General features: G+C 64.6%; 12 protein-coding genes and 1 pseudogene. 7 read left to right on the top strand and 6 right to left on the bottom strand.

Annotated features, from left to right (window positions below; all coding sequences use genetic code 11):
* From J1902_RS14565 to J1902_RS14555, 3 genes are all read left to right on the top strand, one after another.
* A partial coding sequence (locus J1902_RS14565; protein WP_207617033.1) for a dihydrolipoamide acetyltransferase family protein occupies positions 1 to 1,354 on the top strand: 1,354 nt, incomplete at its 5' end.
* Between the two features lie 182 nt (positions 1,355 to 1,536).
* Positions 1,537 to 3,693, top strand: coding sequence for an acyltransferase family protein (locus J1902_RS14560; RefSeq protein ID WP_207617032.1), 2,157 nt, complete (start codon positions 1,537 to 1,539; stop codon positions 3,691 to 3,693).
* A 67-nt stretch (positions 3,694 to 3,760) separates the two neighbouring features.
* Positions 3,761 to 4,861, top strand: coding sequence for an acyltransferase family protein (locus J1902_RS14555; protein WP_207617031.1), 1,101 nt, complete (start codon positions 3,761 to 3,763; stop codon positions 4,859 to 4,861).
* Here J1902_RS14555 and J1902_RS14550 read toward each other — a convergent pair.
* The gene (locus tag J1902_RS14550) at positions 4,851 to 6,518 is read right to left on the bottom strand and encodes a sialate O-acetylesterase (RefSeq protein WP_207617030.1); all 1,668 of its coding nucleotides are present in this window, start codon (positions 6,516 to 6,518) and stop codon (positions 4,851 to 4,853) included. The two genes, J1902_RS14555 and J1902_RS14550, sit on opposite strands and share 11 nt — an antisense overlap.
* A 232-nt stretch (positions 6,519 to 6,750) precedes the next feature.
* On the opposite strand from J1902_RS14550, the pseudogene J1902_RS14545 reads away from it, so the two are divergent.
* Together J1902_RS14545 and J1902_RS14540 are read left to right on the top strand one after the other, a co-directional pair.
* Positions 6,751 to 7,083, top strand: a pseudogene (locus tag J1902_RS14545) (2-oxo acid dehydrogenase subunit E2); the annotation flags it as partial.
* 135 nt (positions 7,084 to 7,218) lie between these two features.
* Positions 7,219 to 7,380 carry a hypothetical protein gene (locus J1902_RS14540; RefSeq protein ID WP_207617029.1) on the top strand — a complete coding sequence of 54 codons (162 nt, stop codon included), beginning with the start codon at positions 7,219 to 7,221 and terminating at the stop codon, positions 7,378 to 7,380.
* A gap of 21 nt (positions 7,381 to 7,401) precedes the next feature.
* Here J1902_RS14540 and J1902_RS14535 read toward each other — a convergent pair whose 3' ends face one another.
* A complete protein-coding gene (locus J1902_RS14535) occupies positions 7,402 to 8,910 on the bottom strand; it encodes an FAD-dependent oxidoreductase (RefSeq protein ID WP_207617028.1) in 1,509 nt (502 codons plus the stop codon).
* Positions 8,911 to 9,091: 181 nt separating this feature from the next.
* On the opposite strand from J1902_RS14535, the gene J1902_RS14530 reads away from it, so the two are divergent.
* Entirely contained in the window at positions 9,092 to 9,907 is an 816-nt protein-coding gene (locus J1902_RS14530; protein ID WP_207617027.1) for an MBL fold metallo-hydrolase, read from the top strand.
* A 7-nt stretch (positions 9,908 to 9,914) separates the two neighbouring features.
* Here J1902_RS14530 and J1902_RS14525 read toward each other — a convergent pair whose 3' ends face one another.
* The 4 genes from J1902_RS14525 to J1902_RS14510 all read right to left on the bottom strand — a co-directional run bounded on the left by J1902_RS14525 (position 9,915) and on the right by J1902_RS14510 (position 12,902).
* The gene (locus J1902_RS14525) at positions 9,915 to 10,175 is read right to left on the bottom strand and encodes a hypothetical protein (protein WP_207617026.1); all 261 of its coding nucleotides are present in this window, start codon (positions 10,173 to 10,175) and stop codon (positions 9,915 to 9,917) included.
* Positions 10,176 to 10,204: 29 nt separating this feature from the next.
* Entirely contained in the window at positions 10,205 to 10,606 is a 402-nt protein-coding gene (locus J1902_RS14520) for a hypothetical protein (RefSeq protein ID WP_207617025.1), read from the bottom strand.
* A gap of 77 nt (positions 10,607 to 10,683) precedes the next feature.
* Positions 10,684 to 11,382: a response regulator transcription factor gene (locus tag J1902_RS14515; protein ID WP_207617024.1), complete on the bottom strand. Its 699-nt coding sequence runs from the start codon at positions 11,380 to 11,382 to the stop codon at positions 10,684 to 10,686.
* The gene (locus J1902_RS14510; RefSeq protein ID WP_242702036.1) at positions 11,367 to 12,902 is read right to left on the bottom strand and encodes a sensor histidine kinase; all 1,536 of its coding nucleotides are present in this window, start codon (positions 12,900 to 12,902) and stop codon (positions 11,367 to 11,369) included. Before J1902_RS14510 ends, J1902_RS14515 begins: the two co-directional genes overlap by 16 nt.
* Before the next feature lie 354 nt (positions 12,903 to 13,256).
* Here J1902_RS14510 and J1902_RS14505 point away from each other — a divergent pair, with 354 nt between their 5' ends.
* Positions 13,257 to 14,699 carry a BTAD domain-containing putative transcriptional regulator gene (locus J1902_RS14505; RefSeq protein WP_242702035.1) on the top strand — a complete coding sequence of 481 codons (1,443 nt, stop codon included), beginning with the start codon at positions 13,257 to 13,259 and terminating at the stop codon, positions 14,697 to 14,699.
* Positions 14,700 to 14,721: the final 22 nt, after the last annotated feature.

The raw sequence follows: 14,721 nt of genomic DNA, 5'->3' as shown, positions 1-14,721 counted from the left end.
CTCGCCGTACGCGGGCACCGTGGCCGTGCTGCACGGCGAACCGGGCCAGACGCTCGACGTCGGGAAGCCGCTGATTTCTGTGGCGCGCGTTGGTGCGGCCGAGTCCGCCTCCGCGGATGATGCCGCCCCCGCCCCTTCGCCGGCCGGCCCTGTTGCAAGCAACAGGCCGTCCGGCTCAGGTAGGCCCGATGCCACTCCCGGGGCGGCATCATCCGCTGCGGCTCAGGCGGGTTCGTCGCCGTCGGCTTCATCCGCTGCGGAGACGTATCGGGCTGAGGAAAAGGCTGGGTCCGGCAATGTGCTCATTGGTTATGGGACGCCGGGGGGCGAGAAGACCGGCCGGACCCGGCCGCGTAAGGGGAGTCTCGCCGTCGTCGAGCCTGTTGCTTCGGCGCCCTCCGTTGCCACGCGCATTCCTGGGAAGCTTTCGGCCGTCATTTCTCCGCTCGTGCGGAAGATGGCGCGCGACCACGGGGTATCCCTGGACGCGATTGATGGTTCGGGGGCCAGTGGGCTGATCATGCGCCGGGACGTCGAGGCGGCCATTGCGGCCCCTGCAGCCGCGCCCACGGCGCCGCTTGCCGCACCCGCTGCCGCTGCGGTTGCCGCGGGGGAAACCGACAGCCGTACCGGGCTCGCCGTTTCCGCCCGCACTGCCGTCCGCGGTGTCCGCAAGGCCGTGGCCGCAAACATGTCGCGCAGCCGTTCCGAGATTCCCGAGGCCACGGTCTGGGTTGACGTGGACGCGACGGCGCTGCTGGACATGCGTGCCGAACTCAAGAAACGCTCGCCGCACGACACCCCGGGTCTGTTGGCGTTCATTGCCCGCTTCGTCACTGCCGGGCTGAAGAAATACCCGGCGCTGAACACCCGGTTCGTCACTACCGAGGACACCGCGGGCGGGGAGAGCCAGGAGATCGTCTCGTTCGACGGGATCAACCTCGGCTTCGCCGCCCAGACGGACCGCGGCCTGGTGGTCCCGTCGGTCCGCAACGCCCACCTGCTCAGCGCCCGCGGACTGGACGCCGAGATCCGCCGGCTCACCGCCGTCGCGCGGGACGGCAAGGCGACCCCGGCCGAGCTCGGTTCCGGGACTTTCACGCTGAACAACTACGGCGTGTTCGGCGTCGACGGTTCCGCCGCGATCATCAACTACCCGGAAGTCGCGATGCTCGGCGTGGGCCGCATCATCGACAAGCCGTGGGTAGTGAACGGCCAGCTGGCCGTCCGCAAAGTCACCGAGCTGACCCTCGCGTTCGACCACCGCGTCTGCGACGGAGAAACGGCTGCCGGCTTCCTGCGGTACGTCGCAGACGCCATCGAGAACCCGGGATCGGTGCTCGCGGACATGTAGCGGGCCGCGATCCGCTGCACGTCTGGCCTGGCACTATTACCCTGGTCTGCGGTGTCATCCCGGCATACTATCCAGCGGAGTCGTGGCAGTGAGCGCCACGGCTCTGCTGTTATGGGTTACTTAACCGGCCGATAGGACCGCTAGAATAAGCGCAATCGCCGGTCTCATTGTTGGGGGAATCCTTGCTCGACTCACTTCTGCCTGCCCGCAGGCAATCATCCAACCGCAAGCGACAGAAGCAGCTGGGCAGCAAGAAGGTTCTCCGTCCGGACATTCAGGGCCTCCGCACGTTCGCCGTGGTTGCCGTGGTCTTGGATCACCTGCTCGACTGGCCGTCGGGTGGGTTCGTTGGCGTGGATATCTTCTTCGTGATCTCAGGTTTCCTTATCACGGGCCTCCTTCTGCGGGAGCAGGAGCGCACGGGAACGATATCGTTCACAGGGTTCTACAAGCGGCGAGCGAAGCGAATCCTTCCGGCGTCACTTCTGGTCTTGGTGGTCACTGTCGTCGTTTCATACTTCGTCTTCGGGTGGTCACGATTCGTTGGCGTGGTCTGGGACGGCCTGGCCGCCGCCCTGTTCGCTGGGAACTGGCGTTTTGCGGCTGTAGGGACTGACTACTTCCAGGCCGACGGCCCCGTCTCGCCGCTCCAGCACTACTGGTCACTCGCAGTGGAAGAGCAGTTCTACTTCGTGTGGCCTTGGATCATGTTGCTTGTCTTCGTGATGGTCGCCCGCCGTAGCGGGCAGGGCGCCGCACGAGCCGGGGCAGGAGTGGCAATCGTCGTCATCTCGGTTGCCTCGTTCGCCTGGGCGCTCTGGGAGTCTCAGAACAACAACGGCGTGGCGTACTTCTCCACATTCTCGCGTACGTGGGAATTGGGAATCGGAGCCATCATCGCCGTTGTAGCGCCGGCACTAACCCGGATACCCCGAGCGATACGCCCCCTACTTGCCTGGGTGGGCATATCGGGAATGGTCCTCTCACTCTTCGCAGTTGAGAACGGGCCGGCCTTCCCGGCGCCGTTCGCAGCCCTCCCCGTCTTGTCTGCGGCCTTGGTGATCATCGCGGGGACCGGAACGTCAGAGCACCGCTTTATCTGGCCGCTGACGAACAAAGTCAGCGGCTACATCGGCGACATCTCGTTCTCCCTGTACCTCTGGCACTTCCCGGTCATCATCATCGGCAGCCAGATCGTGGACGGCAGCACGCCCCTTGGCGCTGTCCAGTTGGCCGCCTTCTTCCTAGCGACCTCGATCTACTCGTACCATCTTGTGGAAGATCCAATCAGGAAGTCCCGGTGGTTGGATGGTGGCAAGAGGCACCGTAAGCACGCTGACCGGGCGCCCGTGCCGGGGTCTTACAAGATCACTGCGCTGAGTGCACTCGGTTGCTTGACGGCAATCATGGTGGTTCCGCTTCTGGTTCCCGGCAAGCCTGTAGCGGAGCCCGTTGCTCTACCTGTGGTTGCCGCACCGCTGGCTGATACTGCTTCGGCCGCCTTGCCCCCTGGGCTGGCGAAGCTCCAGGCTGAGATACGCGCCTCGGTTGGCGCGGCAGGCTGGCCCGAACTGTCACCCTCCATGGACGAAGCAATCGCTGGAGGCCAGGCGCCGGCCGACATCCTTGAGTGCGGCAAGATCGGCCGCCTCGTGGACGAAGAGGCCTGCACCTGGGGTTCCGCCGATGCAAGCAAAACCGCCGTTGTCATAGGCGATTCCACATCGATGGGCTATGTCGCAGGAATCCGATCACTTGCGGAGTTGGACCCGACGTGGCGGGTGAAGTCCTACGGGACGTTCGGTTGCGCGTATTCGGATGTCCCCAACGAAAACGTTGAGGCAGACTGCGCGGCTCGTAAAGAGGATGCTGTCAATGCGATCAACCGGATACGCCCTGACATCGTGTTCATCACCAACCACTACAACGAGCGGACGCCCGAGGGCGTCAACCGCCCCCTCACACAAGCTGAGAAAGCATCCTCAGTTGAGGCATTCGTCTCGAAGTTCCAGGCCTCAGCGGGGAAGATCGTATTCATCGCCCCGGCTCCGGCTGACAAGAACATTGCCACCTGCTACACGAAGGTCAGCACCCCAGCTACCTGCATGAACACGATCACCTCACGGTGGGTAGATGCCTCCGTATTGGAGAAGGCGCTTGCTGAGAAGCTGGGCGGCTCGTATATGGATTCGCGGGACTGGTTCTGTGCTGACGCGCAGTGCCCAGTGTTCGTTGGGACAACGCCGGTGAAGCGAGATCTGGCGCACGCGACACCTGAGTATCAGGCGCGTATCTCGCCGGTCATCTTGGAAGCGCTCCGCACCGCAAAGATAGTCTAGGCAGATAGCGGGCCGGGTCAGTCAGGTAGTATTCGGGTATTCCACTGACGCAAATTATGGGGGCACTGTGTCGTCTAAAGTCTTGCCTGCGGGCAGCATCGCGATTCCTGGCAGACGCCGGCTTGATTCGCTGACGGGCCTGCGGTTCTTCGCGGCCCTGGCGGTCTTCGGATTCCATGGGATGCACTACGGCGTCCAAGGTGACGGCTTCGCGCTATTCGCGGCCGGCATGTCCGGGGTGTCGTTCTTCTACATCGTCAGTGGCTTCGTGATGGGCTGGACTGCCCGTGAGAATGACACACGCACGCTGTTCTATAGGCGCCGTATCGCCCGCATCTACCCGTCATACCTTGTGGTCTGGGCCGTGACGCTCGTGCTGATGCTCGCAGGAAAGCGCGACGTTGGCGCCGTGGACTTCCTGCCACTCACCCTTTTGCAGTCCTGGGTTCCGAATGAGACTGTCTACTTCGCCGCCAGCGCCGTGTTCTGGTCGCTGTCCTGCGAGGCGTTCTTCTATCTGGTGTTCCCCTGGATCTTTCCGACGCTGGCTAAACTCAGTGTGCGTGGAATCCTCGTCGGGTTGTCGGGGATTGTCGTTGTGTTGGCGGGGTTGGCTCTCGTGCTGGCGCCGGCCTTTGACTCGCCCGTCGTGTTCTGGTTCTTGGTGATCTTCCCGCCCGTACGCCTACTGGAGTTCGTCGCCGGCATCCTGATCGCACGGTTGGTGCAGCGCGGATTCAAGTTCAGCTTCCCGCTGTGGGCGGCGGTCGTACTCGCCCTGGGCTCGTTTGTTGCCGCCGGCTATGCCCCGCCGACATTCATGCGTGTGGTGGTTACCCTGATCCCGTTCATGCTGCTGGTCTGGGCTGCCGCCAACACGGACCTGGCTGGCGCCCGATCCGTGTTCCGGTCCAAGTGGGTTGTCCGTCTGGGCGTCTGGTCCTACGGCTTCTACCTTGTGCACTCCCAGGTCATGGCTGTCTGGTTCCAAGCGCTGGCCTTCGCCAAGGTGGACGTTGACGCGCTGGACGGGGCGCTGCTCGTCGCGGCGCTGGTTGGGGCCTTTGTAGTGGCGACGGCAACGGCCGCAGCGCTCTACCACTGGGTTGAACACCCGATGGAAAAGCGACTGCGACCGAAACCTGCACTGGTGGACGTTACGCGATAAGCCCTGCATAGCCTGCCTGCAACTCCGTGTGGAGCGTGGCGCACTCGCCGCTAGACAGAGCCCGGTTCCAGGCGATGACTTCCAGCACGTCGATCTGGCCGTAGTTCGTCGTCCCATACCGGCCAACAAGGACCTGAGTGGACGAAACGGCGCCGTTGAGAATCTGGTATCCGCCATCGATGCTGATGGCCCCGCTGGTTCCGTCAGCAACTAGGGTCAAGACGTGGAACTTCGTTCCCTCGGTGTAGGACCACAACTCATTGGCGCCAGCACTGATCTGCGTCCCGATTCGTGGCGTCGCCTCATTTGTGCGCCGGACGGTATTCGGGCCGGTGGAGACGATGGCCGTATTGACGCCGACCGCCGCAGTGACCTTGGCAATGATGGTGACCGTCTTGACGCTCGACGTCGTGCCCAGGATGTCATCGTCCACGCCATCGAACCTGAGTACCTTCACGCCCGCGTCGTCCACTATGGACGGCTGCTTGATCGTGGTGGCCTGAACAAGGTTCACCGCGCCAGCCGAAGGGGTAACGCTGGCCTTCTGGCCTGCGGTCTGGGCCTTCGCAGCCCACCGATGTGCATAGTCGTTGACAGTGAGCGCAGGCCGGGCCGTGGGGTCTGGCGTAGCTACGGGCACGCTGCCGTAGGCGGAAGCCACGGGGGACCATGCGGACGCGGTGGCGTACTCGTTGGCAGACTTGACCCGGACCCATACGGGCGCGTTGAGCGGGATCGCGATGGACGCGCTGGTGGCCATGCTGTGCGCGAGCGTGACGGCTACCCATGTCACGCCGTTGTCGGTGGAGTATTCCAGCGTGTAAGACGTTACGCGCTGGACGGGTGGTTCCCATCGGACATTGGCCACGGTGCCGAGTATCTGCACTTTGAGGTTGAGGGGCTGGCCGGGGCGGATGACCGAGTTGTTGAGCTTCGCCTTGTTCAGCGCCGCCGATGCCAGCTTGCCGCGGAGCCCGTGGCCGGGGGTGGTGAAGTGGATGTCCTCCGCGGTCTTGCTGTAGCCCTCCGGTCCGTAGACGTAGGTGGTCCACTTGAGCCGGTTCGGCGTGGCCTCGTGGACGCGGTTGATTGCCTGCCCGCCCGTGGACCCGGCAATGGTTTCCGGGGTCTGGGACATGACGATGATCGGCAGCTCCGGCAGCGTCAGGGTGGTGCGGACCCAGCCAAAGAAGTCATCGAGCTTGCCCGAGTACCAGGCGTCGCCGTCCGATGCTGCTTTGATGCGGTCCTGTTCGCCCTGCGACCAGAGCATGGCGACGATCTTGGACCCGGCCGGTGCGGCAGCGAGCACGGCGTTGGCCGTGCTGATGACTTCAAGTGCACGGTTCAGCGGGTCCGCCGTCAGTGCCCGGTCCCACGTTCCGTTCGGGACCGTCGTGTATCCGGCCTGTCCGGCGAGGGACGTGGAGCTGAAGCCGGTTTCGCCGTAGCCGTTGCGGGTCGTGATGACCTTACGGCCGCGCACGAGATGTTCCTTCGCGTACTGGCGGGCGAACGCGAAACCAATCTCGTCATTCTTGGAAGGCGTCACCGCGGCCACTCCGGTTGCCGTGGTCCACGACAGGACATTGTTGTCCGGCTCGGTGTAGTCGAACACCGGGTAGTCCGTCTCCCACGAGTTGGACTGACCCGCCACAAGGACAATGTCCCAAGGCGAATCCGTGACGCTGGATCCAGCAATGCCGGTCGCTACGCCGCTGGCAATCGTGGCATTTTGTGCCGCTTCTGAGAGGCGGGGCGAGAGCTGCCACTTTGGCACCATCGGTCAGAGCTACACCAACGGTGCTCTTGCGCGCGTTCTCGGCGGAGTGGGCGGTTCTGGATCTAGCCAGCCCACGGCGTAGCCTTTCGTTATTCGCCACGATCATGCGGCTTGTCAGAGCCGCGGGCTCATGGTCCCCTGCGTCCGCAACGCCCACACGCTGAGCGCCCGCGGACTGGACGCGAGATCCGCCGGCTCACCGCCGTCGCACGGGACGACGGTTCCGCCGAGATCATCAACTACCGGAAGTCGCGATGCTCGGCGTCGGCTGGATCATCGACAAACCGTGGGTCGTCAACGGCCAGCTGGCCGTCCGCAAGGTCACCGAGCTGACGCTCGCCTTCGACCACCGCGTCTGCGACGGCGAAACGGCGGCCGCTTCCTCCGGTACGTCGCGGACGCCATCGAGAACCCGGGCACGGCGCTCGCAGACCTGTAAGCGGTCTCCAGCTGGGCCTATCGCGAGGCAAGCTATGTAGTGAACTGGCCGACACCGAATGTTTACCACGCCATTTGGCGTCAAAATTCGCTTGACTTGCGTTTTTGCCCGACTGGTGCATCTATGATGGCCGTCATGGGGCAGACTAACTATAACTATGTGACCGGAAGCCGCGAACTTAGCCGGGAACTTAACCGGGAGATCAAGAGGCGGCGCCGGAAGGCCTTCGCCTTGGTGGGCTTGGCAGTGTTGGCGGTGGTCACGGCCTGGGTTGTAGTGCTCGCCGTCACACGTTGACCGGCCGGCGGGGCTTCCCGCCTACTGAAGCTTCATCAGGTTGTGCGTTGCCGGGCCTTCCAGTAGCTTGCCCGTGGCCGAGAAGCGGGAGCCGTGCAGGGGGCAGTCCCAGGACGTCTCGGCGTCGTTCCAGTGCAGGATTCCACCCAGGTGCGCGCATTCCGCGGACAACCTGCACACAACGCCGTCCACAGTGCTGACGGCCGCTGGTTTCCCATGGAAGAGTCCGGTGACGCCCGTGCCCTCGGCGGGGCTGGTTTCCTCGGTGATGGGCGGGAGACCTTTCAGGGCCGCCTTGTCGCGGATATTCTGCCGGGTTGTGTCGAGGTTGTGCGATACCGCCGACGCAGCGCCGCGAGGGGAGGTGACCCGGGTGTGGATGGTGCGCGCCCACGGGAGCTGGCCGCTGCCGGTGATGTCGGAAACGATGTCCAGCGCCGCCGCAATCCCGTTGCTCATGCCCCATTTGTTGTAGCCGGTGCCGAACAGGATCCTGCCGTGGCCCCGCGGCAGCCGCCCGAAGAACGGCATGAGGTTGGTGGCCTGGTAGTCCTGCGCAGACCAGGTGTGGGTGGGCTCGGCGCCGGGGAAGTGTTCCGCGGCCCAGGCGAGCAACTGCTCCACGTGGGCCCGGGGCGACGGCGCCCGGCCTCCCGCATGCCCGAACCCGCCCACCAGCAGCAGGCCGCCGTCGGGCATTGGATAATCCCTCAGCGAACGGGTGGGTGGCTCGGCGGAAAGGTACATTCCCGGTGGCGGGCCCATGCCGTCAGGCAGCCGCAGCGCCGCCGCATAGGAGCGGTTGGGCCGCAGCTTGGCGAAGTAAAGGCCACGGTTCAGCACGGGCGTTCCCGTGGCGAGCACCACGGTGCGGGCACGGACCTCGCCGCGCCGGGTGACCACCGTGAGGGGATCCCCGTTGCTGACGTTCATGAGCCGCACGCCCTCGAGGATTGTGCCGCCCGCGGCCTTCACATCCGCAGCGAGGGCGTCCAGCACGTCCATGGGGTTGAACTGGGCCTGGCGTGGCAGCCGCAGCGCGGCTTCAACCTCGAACGGGAGTCCGGTCTCGCGCGTGGACTCCACCTCCAGGCCCGCGGCCAGGGACACCTGGGCTTCGGTGCTGAGCCGCTCGGCGCCGGCCGGCGTGGTGGCAAAAGTGTAGGCATCCCGGTATTGGAACGGCACCCCCCGGGCCTCGAGGTACTCGAGCAGCCATGCTTGGCCTGCCCTGTTTGCTTCGACGTAGGCGCGGACCTGCTTCAAGGGGTACTGGCTGCGGAGTCCGGACAGCAAGGTGCCCTGCAGGAGGCTCAGCTTGGCCGTGGTGTTGCCCGTATTGACGGCGCCCACGTGCCGCGCCTCGAGGACCAGTACCTTGGACCCCGCCCGGGCCAGCATGAGGGCGGTGGCCAGCCCGGTGATGCCGGCACCCGCCACCACCGTGTCGTAGCTGGCGCCGGGGACGAATTCCCCGGTGGTTGCGGATGCCGTGTCCTGCGCGCGAAGGCCTAACCATAGCGAAGTCATGATCGGTCCCCTTCTCCTCAAATTCAGGGAAACAGAAGGCGCCCCGCAATGCAATGGCCAGCCACCGCCGTCGGGAAACTCTCTGCGCGGCACTGCCCGCGGTCTTCAGGCTTTTGCCAGCGGGGCGTGGGTAGAATCGAGGCCTGAACACCGCCGGAACGCGTCTGGATACGGAGAACCAATGTCAGGATGGCTTGAAGCAGGCCCGGACAACTACGTGCTGGAAACCGAGGGATGCCTGCTCAACACGGGCCTCGTGGTTGGTGCGGAACGCGCCATGGTGATCGACACCGGCTGCGGCCCCCGGCAAGGCCGCCAGATCCTGGCCGCCGTGCGCGAGAAAACGCAGCTTCCCCTGGTGGTGGTCAACACGCACGCCCACTACGACCACTATTTCGGCAATGCGGTCTTTGCCGACGACGGCGTCACGGAGTTCTGGGGGCACGTCAACTGTGCGGCGGCCATCGACGACGACGGCGACCACCAGCGCCGCTTCGTCACCGCCACGGAGCCGGAGATGGCCGCGGGGAAGGGCGACGCCGTGGAGATCGTGATCCCGAACGCGATCGTCAAGGACCAGCCGGTCCTGGTGGACCTGGGCGGCCTGACCGCCACCCTCTTTTATCTGGGCCGCGGGCACACCGACGGCGACCTGCTGGTTGGGACGCCGAGCACCTTGTTTGCCGGTGACCTCCTCGAACAGGGTGCCCATCCTTCCTTCGAGGACTCGTACCCGGAGGAATGGGCGGACGTCCTGCGGCACATTTCGGCCCTGCGGCACCGCTACGAGTTCCTCATCCCCGGGCACGGCAAGCCGTGCAGCGACCAGTTCGTGAAGACCATGGCCAACACCATGTCCACCGCGGTGCGCCAGGGCCTGCAGTCGATCAGGGACACGCCGTCGGACGCCATCAAGGCGGTTCCGGTGCTGCCGTACGGTCCCGAGCAGTCCCGGTGGTTCATCAAGAGGCTGCAGGAAACCCAGCCCCACCACTGAGGCGCGGTCAGGGTGTTTCCGGCGTGTATCTGTCCATCAGTTGCGCCAGCAATGCCAATTCGGGCCGGCCCGGGTTGTCTGCAAGGTGCAATCGCATCCGGGCCTGGACGTCCTCCTTGCCGGGCTCTTGGTCCTCCAGCACGCTGCTGATGATTTCCAGGACCTGCAACCGGAGCATGGTCAGGTTCGCGGGTGCCGTTTCGGGCCGGTCCGGATCGGACGGTCCTTGCATCTGTTGCCGGCGGAATGTCGGCAGATTCTCAATCACTGGACACCTCCATGGATCCTCTTGCGGAGCTAGCGCCCGCCGCCTTTGTCGTCGTAGAGATCGTGGGACGGCCCGTCGTCGGAAGCGTTGTCTGCCCGGAGCCCGCCCTTGTCGTCGAAGAGATCGTGTGCGGGGCCGTCGTCGCTCGCCTTTTCGGACGGGTAAGTATGCAGCTCGGCCGGGATGTGTTCCGTTTCCGGGGCTTCATGGCCAGGTGCTGCGGTGGTGCCGGCCGTCGCGGTTGGGCTTGGGCTTGGGCTTGGAGGCAGCGACCGTGAGTCCTCTGCCGTGGCCGGGGCGCTGCCGGAACTGAGGTCCACCACCACCCCGGGGGACACTGAAGGGGGCGGACCCGCATTGGCCTGGCCCCAGACCGTGAGGCTCGCCGCGCCCACCACAACAACGATGGGGAGATACCAAATCTTTTTCATCTGATCACCTGGATTTCTCATATTCCGAGTCTGCCGGAGCAGGGTGAGACGGCAATGAAGTTTTCATGAGAGACCTCTTATCCTGCGGATGCATGCTGGGGCGGGGCGCCAGGGAGGGCAACAAAGCGGTAGCCGGCTCCCCGCACAGTCATAAACCTTTCCGGGCCAAGCTTGTTGCGCAGATACCCTACGTAGACGTCCACAACATTGGAGGACCCGTCAAAGTCGTAGCCCCACACATGGCTAAGGAGCTGTTCCCGAGTGAGCAACTTGCCCGCGTTTTCCATGAAAGTGCGGGCCATGGCGAATTCCCGGGCGGACAACTGGACCGTCCGGCCACGGACCTTGGCGCAGCGAAGATCAACATCCAGGGTTACGTCGCCGTTGCTTGGGTGTGGTGCCCCCCGGAACCCGGGGTTGTCCCGCAGCCGCAGGCGGATCCGCGAGAGCAACTCCTCGAATCGGAAGGGCTTGGTCATGTAATCGTCCGCGCCGCCGTCGAGCGCAGCCAGGGTGTCTTGAAGGGAATCCCTGGCCGTCAGAACGATCACCGGGATCGTGCAGCGCATTGAACGCAAGGCGGAAATCACGGCGAACCCGTCCATCCTGGGCATGCCGATGTCCAGAATGAGCAGGTCGAACTCCCCGGAACTGGCATAGTCCAGCGCCCGGATGCCGTCCTCCGCCGCTGAGATAGTGAAACCTGCCGCCGTGAGGCCCTTGGCGATGAAGCTCACGATCCGGGGTTCGTCGTCGGCGATCAGTATCCGTGCCATGGGGTGCCTCCCGGAAATGACAGCACGAACCGGCTGCCTTCATTGAGCCGTGACGTCACCCGAAGGGTTCCGTTGTGTGCTTCAGCTATGGCCTTGACGATTGGCAGTCCAAGGCCCGATCCCTCCCGGCGACGTGACTCCCCGACCCTGGCGAAACGGTCGAAGATCCGTTCCTGGTCCCCGGCGCCGATGCCGCAGCCCGTATCAGCCACCCAAATATCGATGCCGGACCCGGAAGGTCCGTGCTGGCCGGGAGGCGCAGTGCCGCCCGGCGTGCCCACCCAGGCTGCACCCAGGGAGATGACGTCCTGCCTCCGCGTGGACTGCACTGCATTGACCGCCAACTGTTCCACCGCCTGGGTAAGACGGTTGCGATCCGCACGAAACCGGCCGCCGGGCCTGTTGTCGATCTGCCACCGGCGCTCCGCCAGGACCTTGATCCTGTCCATGGCCGCCTCAAGGAATGAATCGGCGTCGATCCACTCCATCCGGATGAAGTCGGGGCGGCTGCTTCTGGCCAGCAGCAGCAGCTCATCCACCAAGGCCTGCATCCGGTCCAGTTCCTCCAGGAGCAACACCTTGGTCTGGTTGACATCCTGGGGGTCTCCTGCCTGCAGCAGTTGGAGATGGCCGCCGATGATAGTCAGGGGGGTCCTCAGTTCATGGCTCGCGTCGTCCACAAACTGACGCTGGTCGGCGATGCCTGTTTCCAGTCTGTCCAGCATGCGGTTGAAGTCCGTTGCCAGCTGCGAAACGTCGTCATCGCCGGGCGGCACAACGACGCGGCTGCTCAGGTCCTCAAACGTGATGGATTCCGTGGCGTGGCGCAGGCGCCGGACAGGGACAAACAGGCGACCCGTCACCGTGAAACCGACGGCACCTGCCAACAGGAGGGTGGCCAGCGAAGCCGCACCGAACGTGCCGAGGGACGCAATCACCTGCTCCCGCTGCCGCCCGATCTCATTCGCTGCTATCAGAAGTCCGCTGTCCGTCCCGTCTCCCAGCGATACGGACGTGATGGCCAGCCGCACTGTCCGGCCGTCAAGGGTCATGTCATGGAACACGGTGCGGCCTTCAATGTGCCTGGCACGCGCTGTTTCGAGCAACCGGGGGGTATTGAGCTTGCTTGGCTGCTCTCCGGCAGGCAGCAAGGTGTTGCCGCCGTTCACCGTTGCCATCACGGATCCGTGCCCACCGGGCGCGCCTCCCTGCAGGAACACGGTGAACAGCCCCTCAAGGGAGGTGTAGGGGCCTCCGCCCGGTGCGCCCTGCTCCACGATGTTGCGGAGCCGGCCGGACTGGCCAAGGAGTTCCTCGCTGACGTGGCTGTTGAGATTGTGCAGTTCAAGAGCGAGCGTTGCGACGCCCGTGACCAAGAGCCCGGCCGCCAAGAAAGCCAGGACCGTGGTCAGAACCCGAAACCTGACAGTGCGCAGTTCCGCCCGGACGACGTGCCAGCGTTGGCTAAGCGACGTGGCACTGTTCCCGCCGGGGACTGTGTGCGTGGTTGGCAATTTCATCGTGTCTTCCATCCCATGAGGGCTTCCGGCACCGGTGGGTCGGGCGGCGCCGCAGGATCGGCGCCGCCCAAATACGGTCAGTCGGAGGGCCGGGCCCGGCGCGGCTGGGGGCTAGTATCGCCGGACCCGGCGGTCCTGATCCGGGCACAGGTGCCTGGGACATCGGATCAGGATGAATCCATTGTTGGCCGGGGGCCCTGTGAAAAGCTCGGGGGGCGGATGGCGGAATCCCAAGGATCCCCGCCAGGAACGGCCACCATCCATAGGGTTTTCCCAACGTTTGAAACTGACCATGACGCCATGGCACCAAACTGAGTACACGGCCCCCGAGCCAAGTAGTCGAGAGGAAATGCGTTGAAAAAGCGAGTACTCATCACTCTTGCTCACCTGCGTGCCGGCGACTTCAATGAAGCACAGGCAGTAATCGACTACGTTGGGGTAGGCGTCGTGATCACAGTGGAAATGGGGCGGGAAACAGGCGAAGAAGGTATCAATGGGGAATCGCTGCTGCCGCACCGGAAGCTACAGATTGAGGTCTTCGGCCCGTTGACGATTCGCCGGGGAAACACAGAACTCAACGCCAACGATCTCGGTGGACCCAAACCACGCCAGGTGCTCGAAATCCTTCTCCTGAGCTTCGGCTCGGCAGTGTCCAAGACCCGGATCATGGAATTGCTGTGGGGTGGCAAGCATCCGGCCGTCGCACTTCCTACCCTTGAAAGCTATGTCAGTGTCCTCCGGCGGCACCTGCAGCCTGGCGCTGGCCGGTCAGGTCCCCTGCGCACCGTCACCGGCGGCTACGTTATGGACCGGTCAATGGTGGATCTGGATCTGGACCGATTTGAAACGCTGACCCAAAGGGCCGGCCACGTGGAGCCGAGGGAGGCCCTGTCACTGCTCACGGAAGCACTTGATCTGGCGTCCGCTCCGCTGTTCGGGGACGAGCTGCTGCCGGCCTGGGCAGAGGAGGAACGATCCCTGCATGCAGAGCGCGTCTCCCTTGCCCGCGTTCTGGCCGCCGAGGCAGCGCTGGCTCTAGGGGAAGGAAGCAAGGCAATCTCCTTGGGCCGTGCGGCAGTGAAGGAGGATCCCCTCAACGAACGCGCATGGACGGCCTTGATTCTGGGGCTGGAGGGCAACGGCGACAACGAGGAGGCCTTGCGGGCCTTTGAACGGTGCCGCCGGGTCATGGACGAGGAATTGGGCTGCGCGCCGAGTGCGGCTCTGAGGGCGGCCCAGGCCAGGCTCTTGAAGAGCGCCGCCGTAACGCGCGTGCCGGCAGACGCCGGCGTCCCAGGACGGCTGTCCATTGTCAACCGCCCTGCTGCGCCGGTGGTGTCCCAGCAACTGGCCGCACCCCTCCACATCATGATCGTTGACGACCACACCACGTTCGCCGAGTTGCTGACTGGCGCCCTGGAGCGCGAACCGGACCTGCGGAGTGTAGGCATCGCGAAATCGGTGGCGTCCGCCGTCGCCATGTTCCCGGAGCTGAGGCCCGACGTCGTCATCATGGACCTGTACCTTCCTGATGGTTCCGGGCTCAAGGCCGCGGAGAGCATCCTGGCGGAGGCACCGGAGGCCCGGATCGTGATGCTGACAGGCAACCCTTCGCAGGACGCGCTTCGCGAGGCGGCACGCATGGGAATTTGTGCGTTCCTCCCGAAAGACGGCTCGCTCAGTATCATGCTGGACACCCTCAGGCACGCCCGCGCCGGCAACATGATCGTGCATCCGTCCCTCGTAGCGCGGTTGGGCAGCGCAACCCCACCGGTACCGGTCAATTCCGGCAAGTGACTCGGAAGACGACAATGAATGG

Source organism: Arthrobacter cavernae, from assembly GCF_017368795.1.
Lineage (GTDB): Bacteria > Actinomycetota > Actinomycetes > Actinomycetales > Micrococcaceae > Arthrobacter > Arthrobacter cavernae.
Note: the sequence above shows the minus strand (reverse complement) of the source record. Positions and strands in the feature narration are given on the sequence as shown.

Bases quoted from the DNA above. Each gene is read 5' to 3' on its own strand.
- J1902_RS14540 (WP_207617029.1), top strand. From the start codon at position 7,219: ATGGGGCAGACTAACTATAACTATGTGACCGGAAGCCGCGAACTTAGC.
- J1902_RS14515 (WP_207617024.1), bottom strand. From the start codon at position 11,382: ATGGCACGGATACTGATCGCCGACGACGAACCCCGGATCGTGAGCTTC.
- J1902_RS14530 (WP_207617027.1), top strand. From the start codon at position 9,092: ATGTCAGGATGGCTTGAAGCAGGCCCGGACAACTACGTGCTGGAAACC.
- J1902_RS14510 (WP_242702036.1), bottom strand. From the start codon at position 12,902: ATGAAATTGCCAACCACGCACACAGTCCCCGGCGGGAACAGTGCCACG.
- J1902_RS14535 (WP_207617028.1), bottom strand. From the start codon at position 8,910: ATGACTTCGCTATGGTTAGGCCTTCGCGCGCAGGACACGGCATCCGCA.
- J1902_RS14520 (WP_207617025.1), bottom strand. From the start codon at position 10,606: ATGAAAAAGATTTGGTATCTCCCCATCGTTGTTGTGGTGGGCGCGGCG.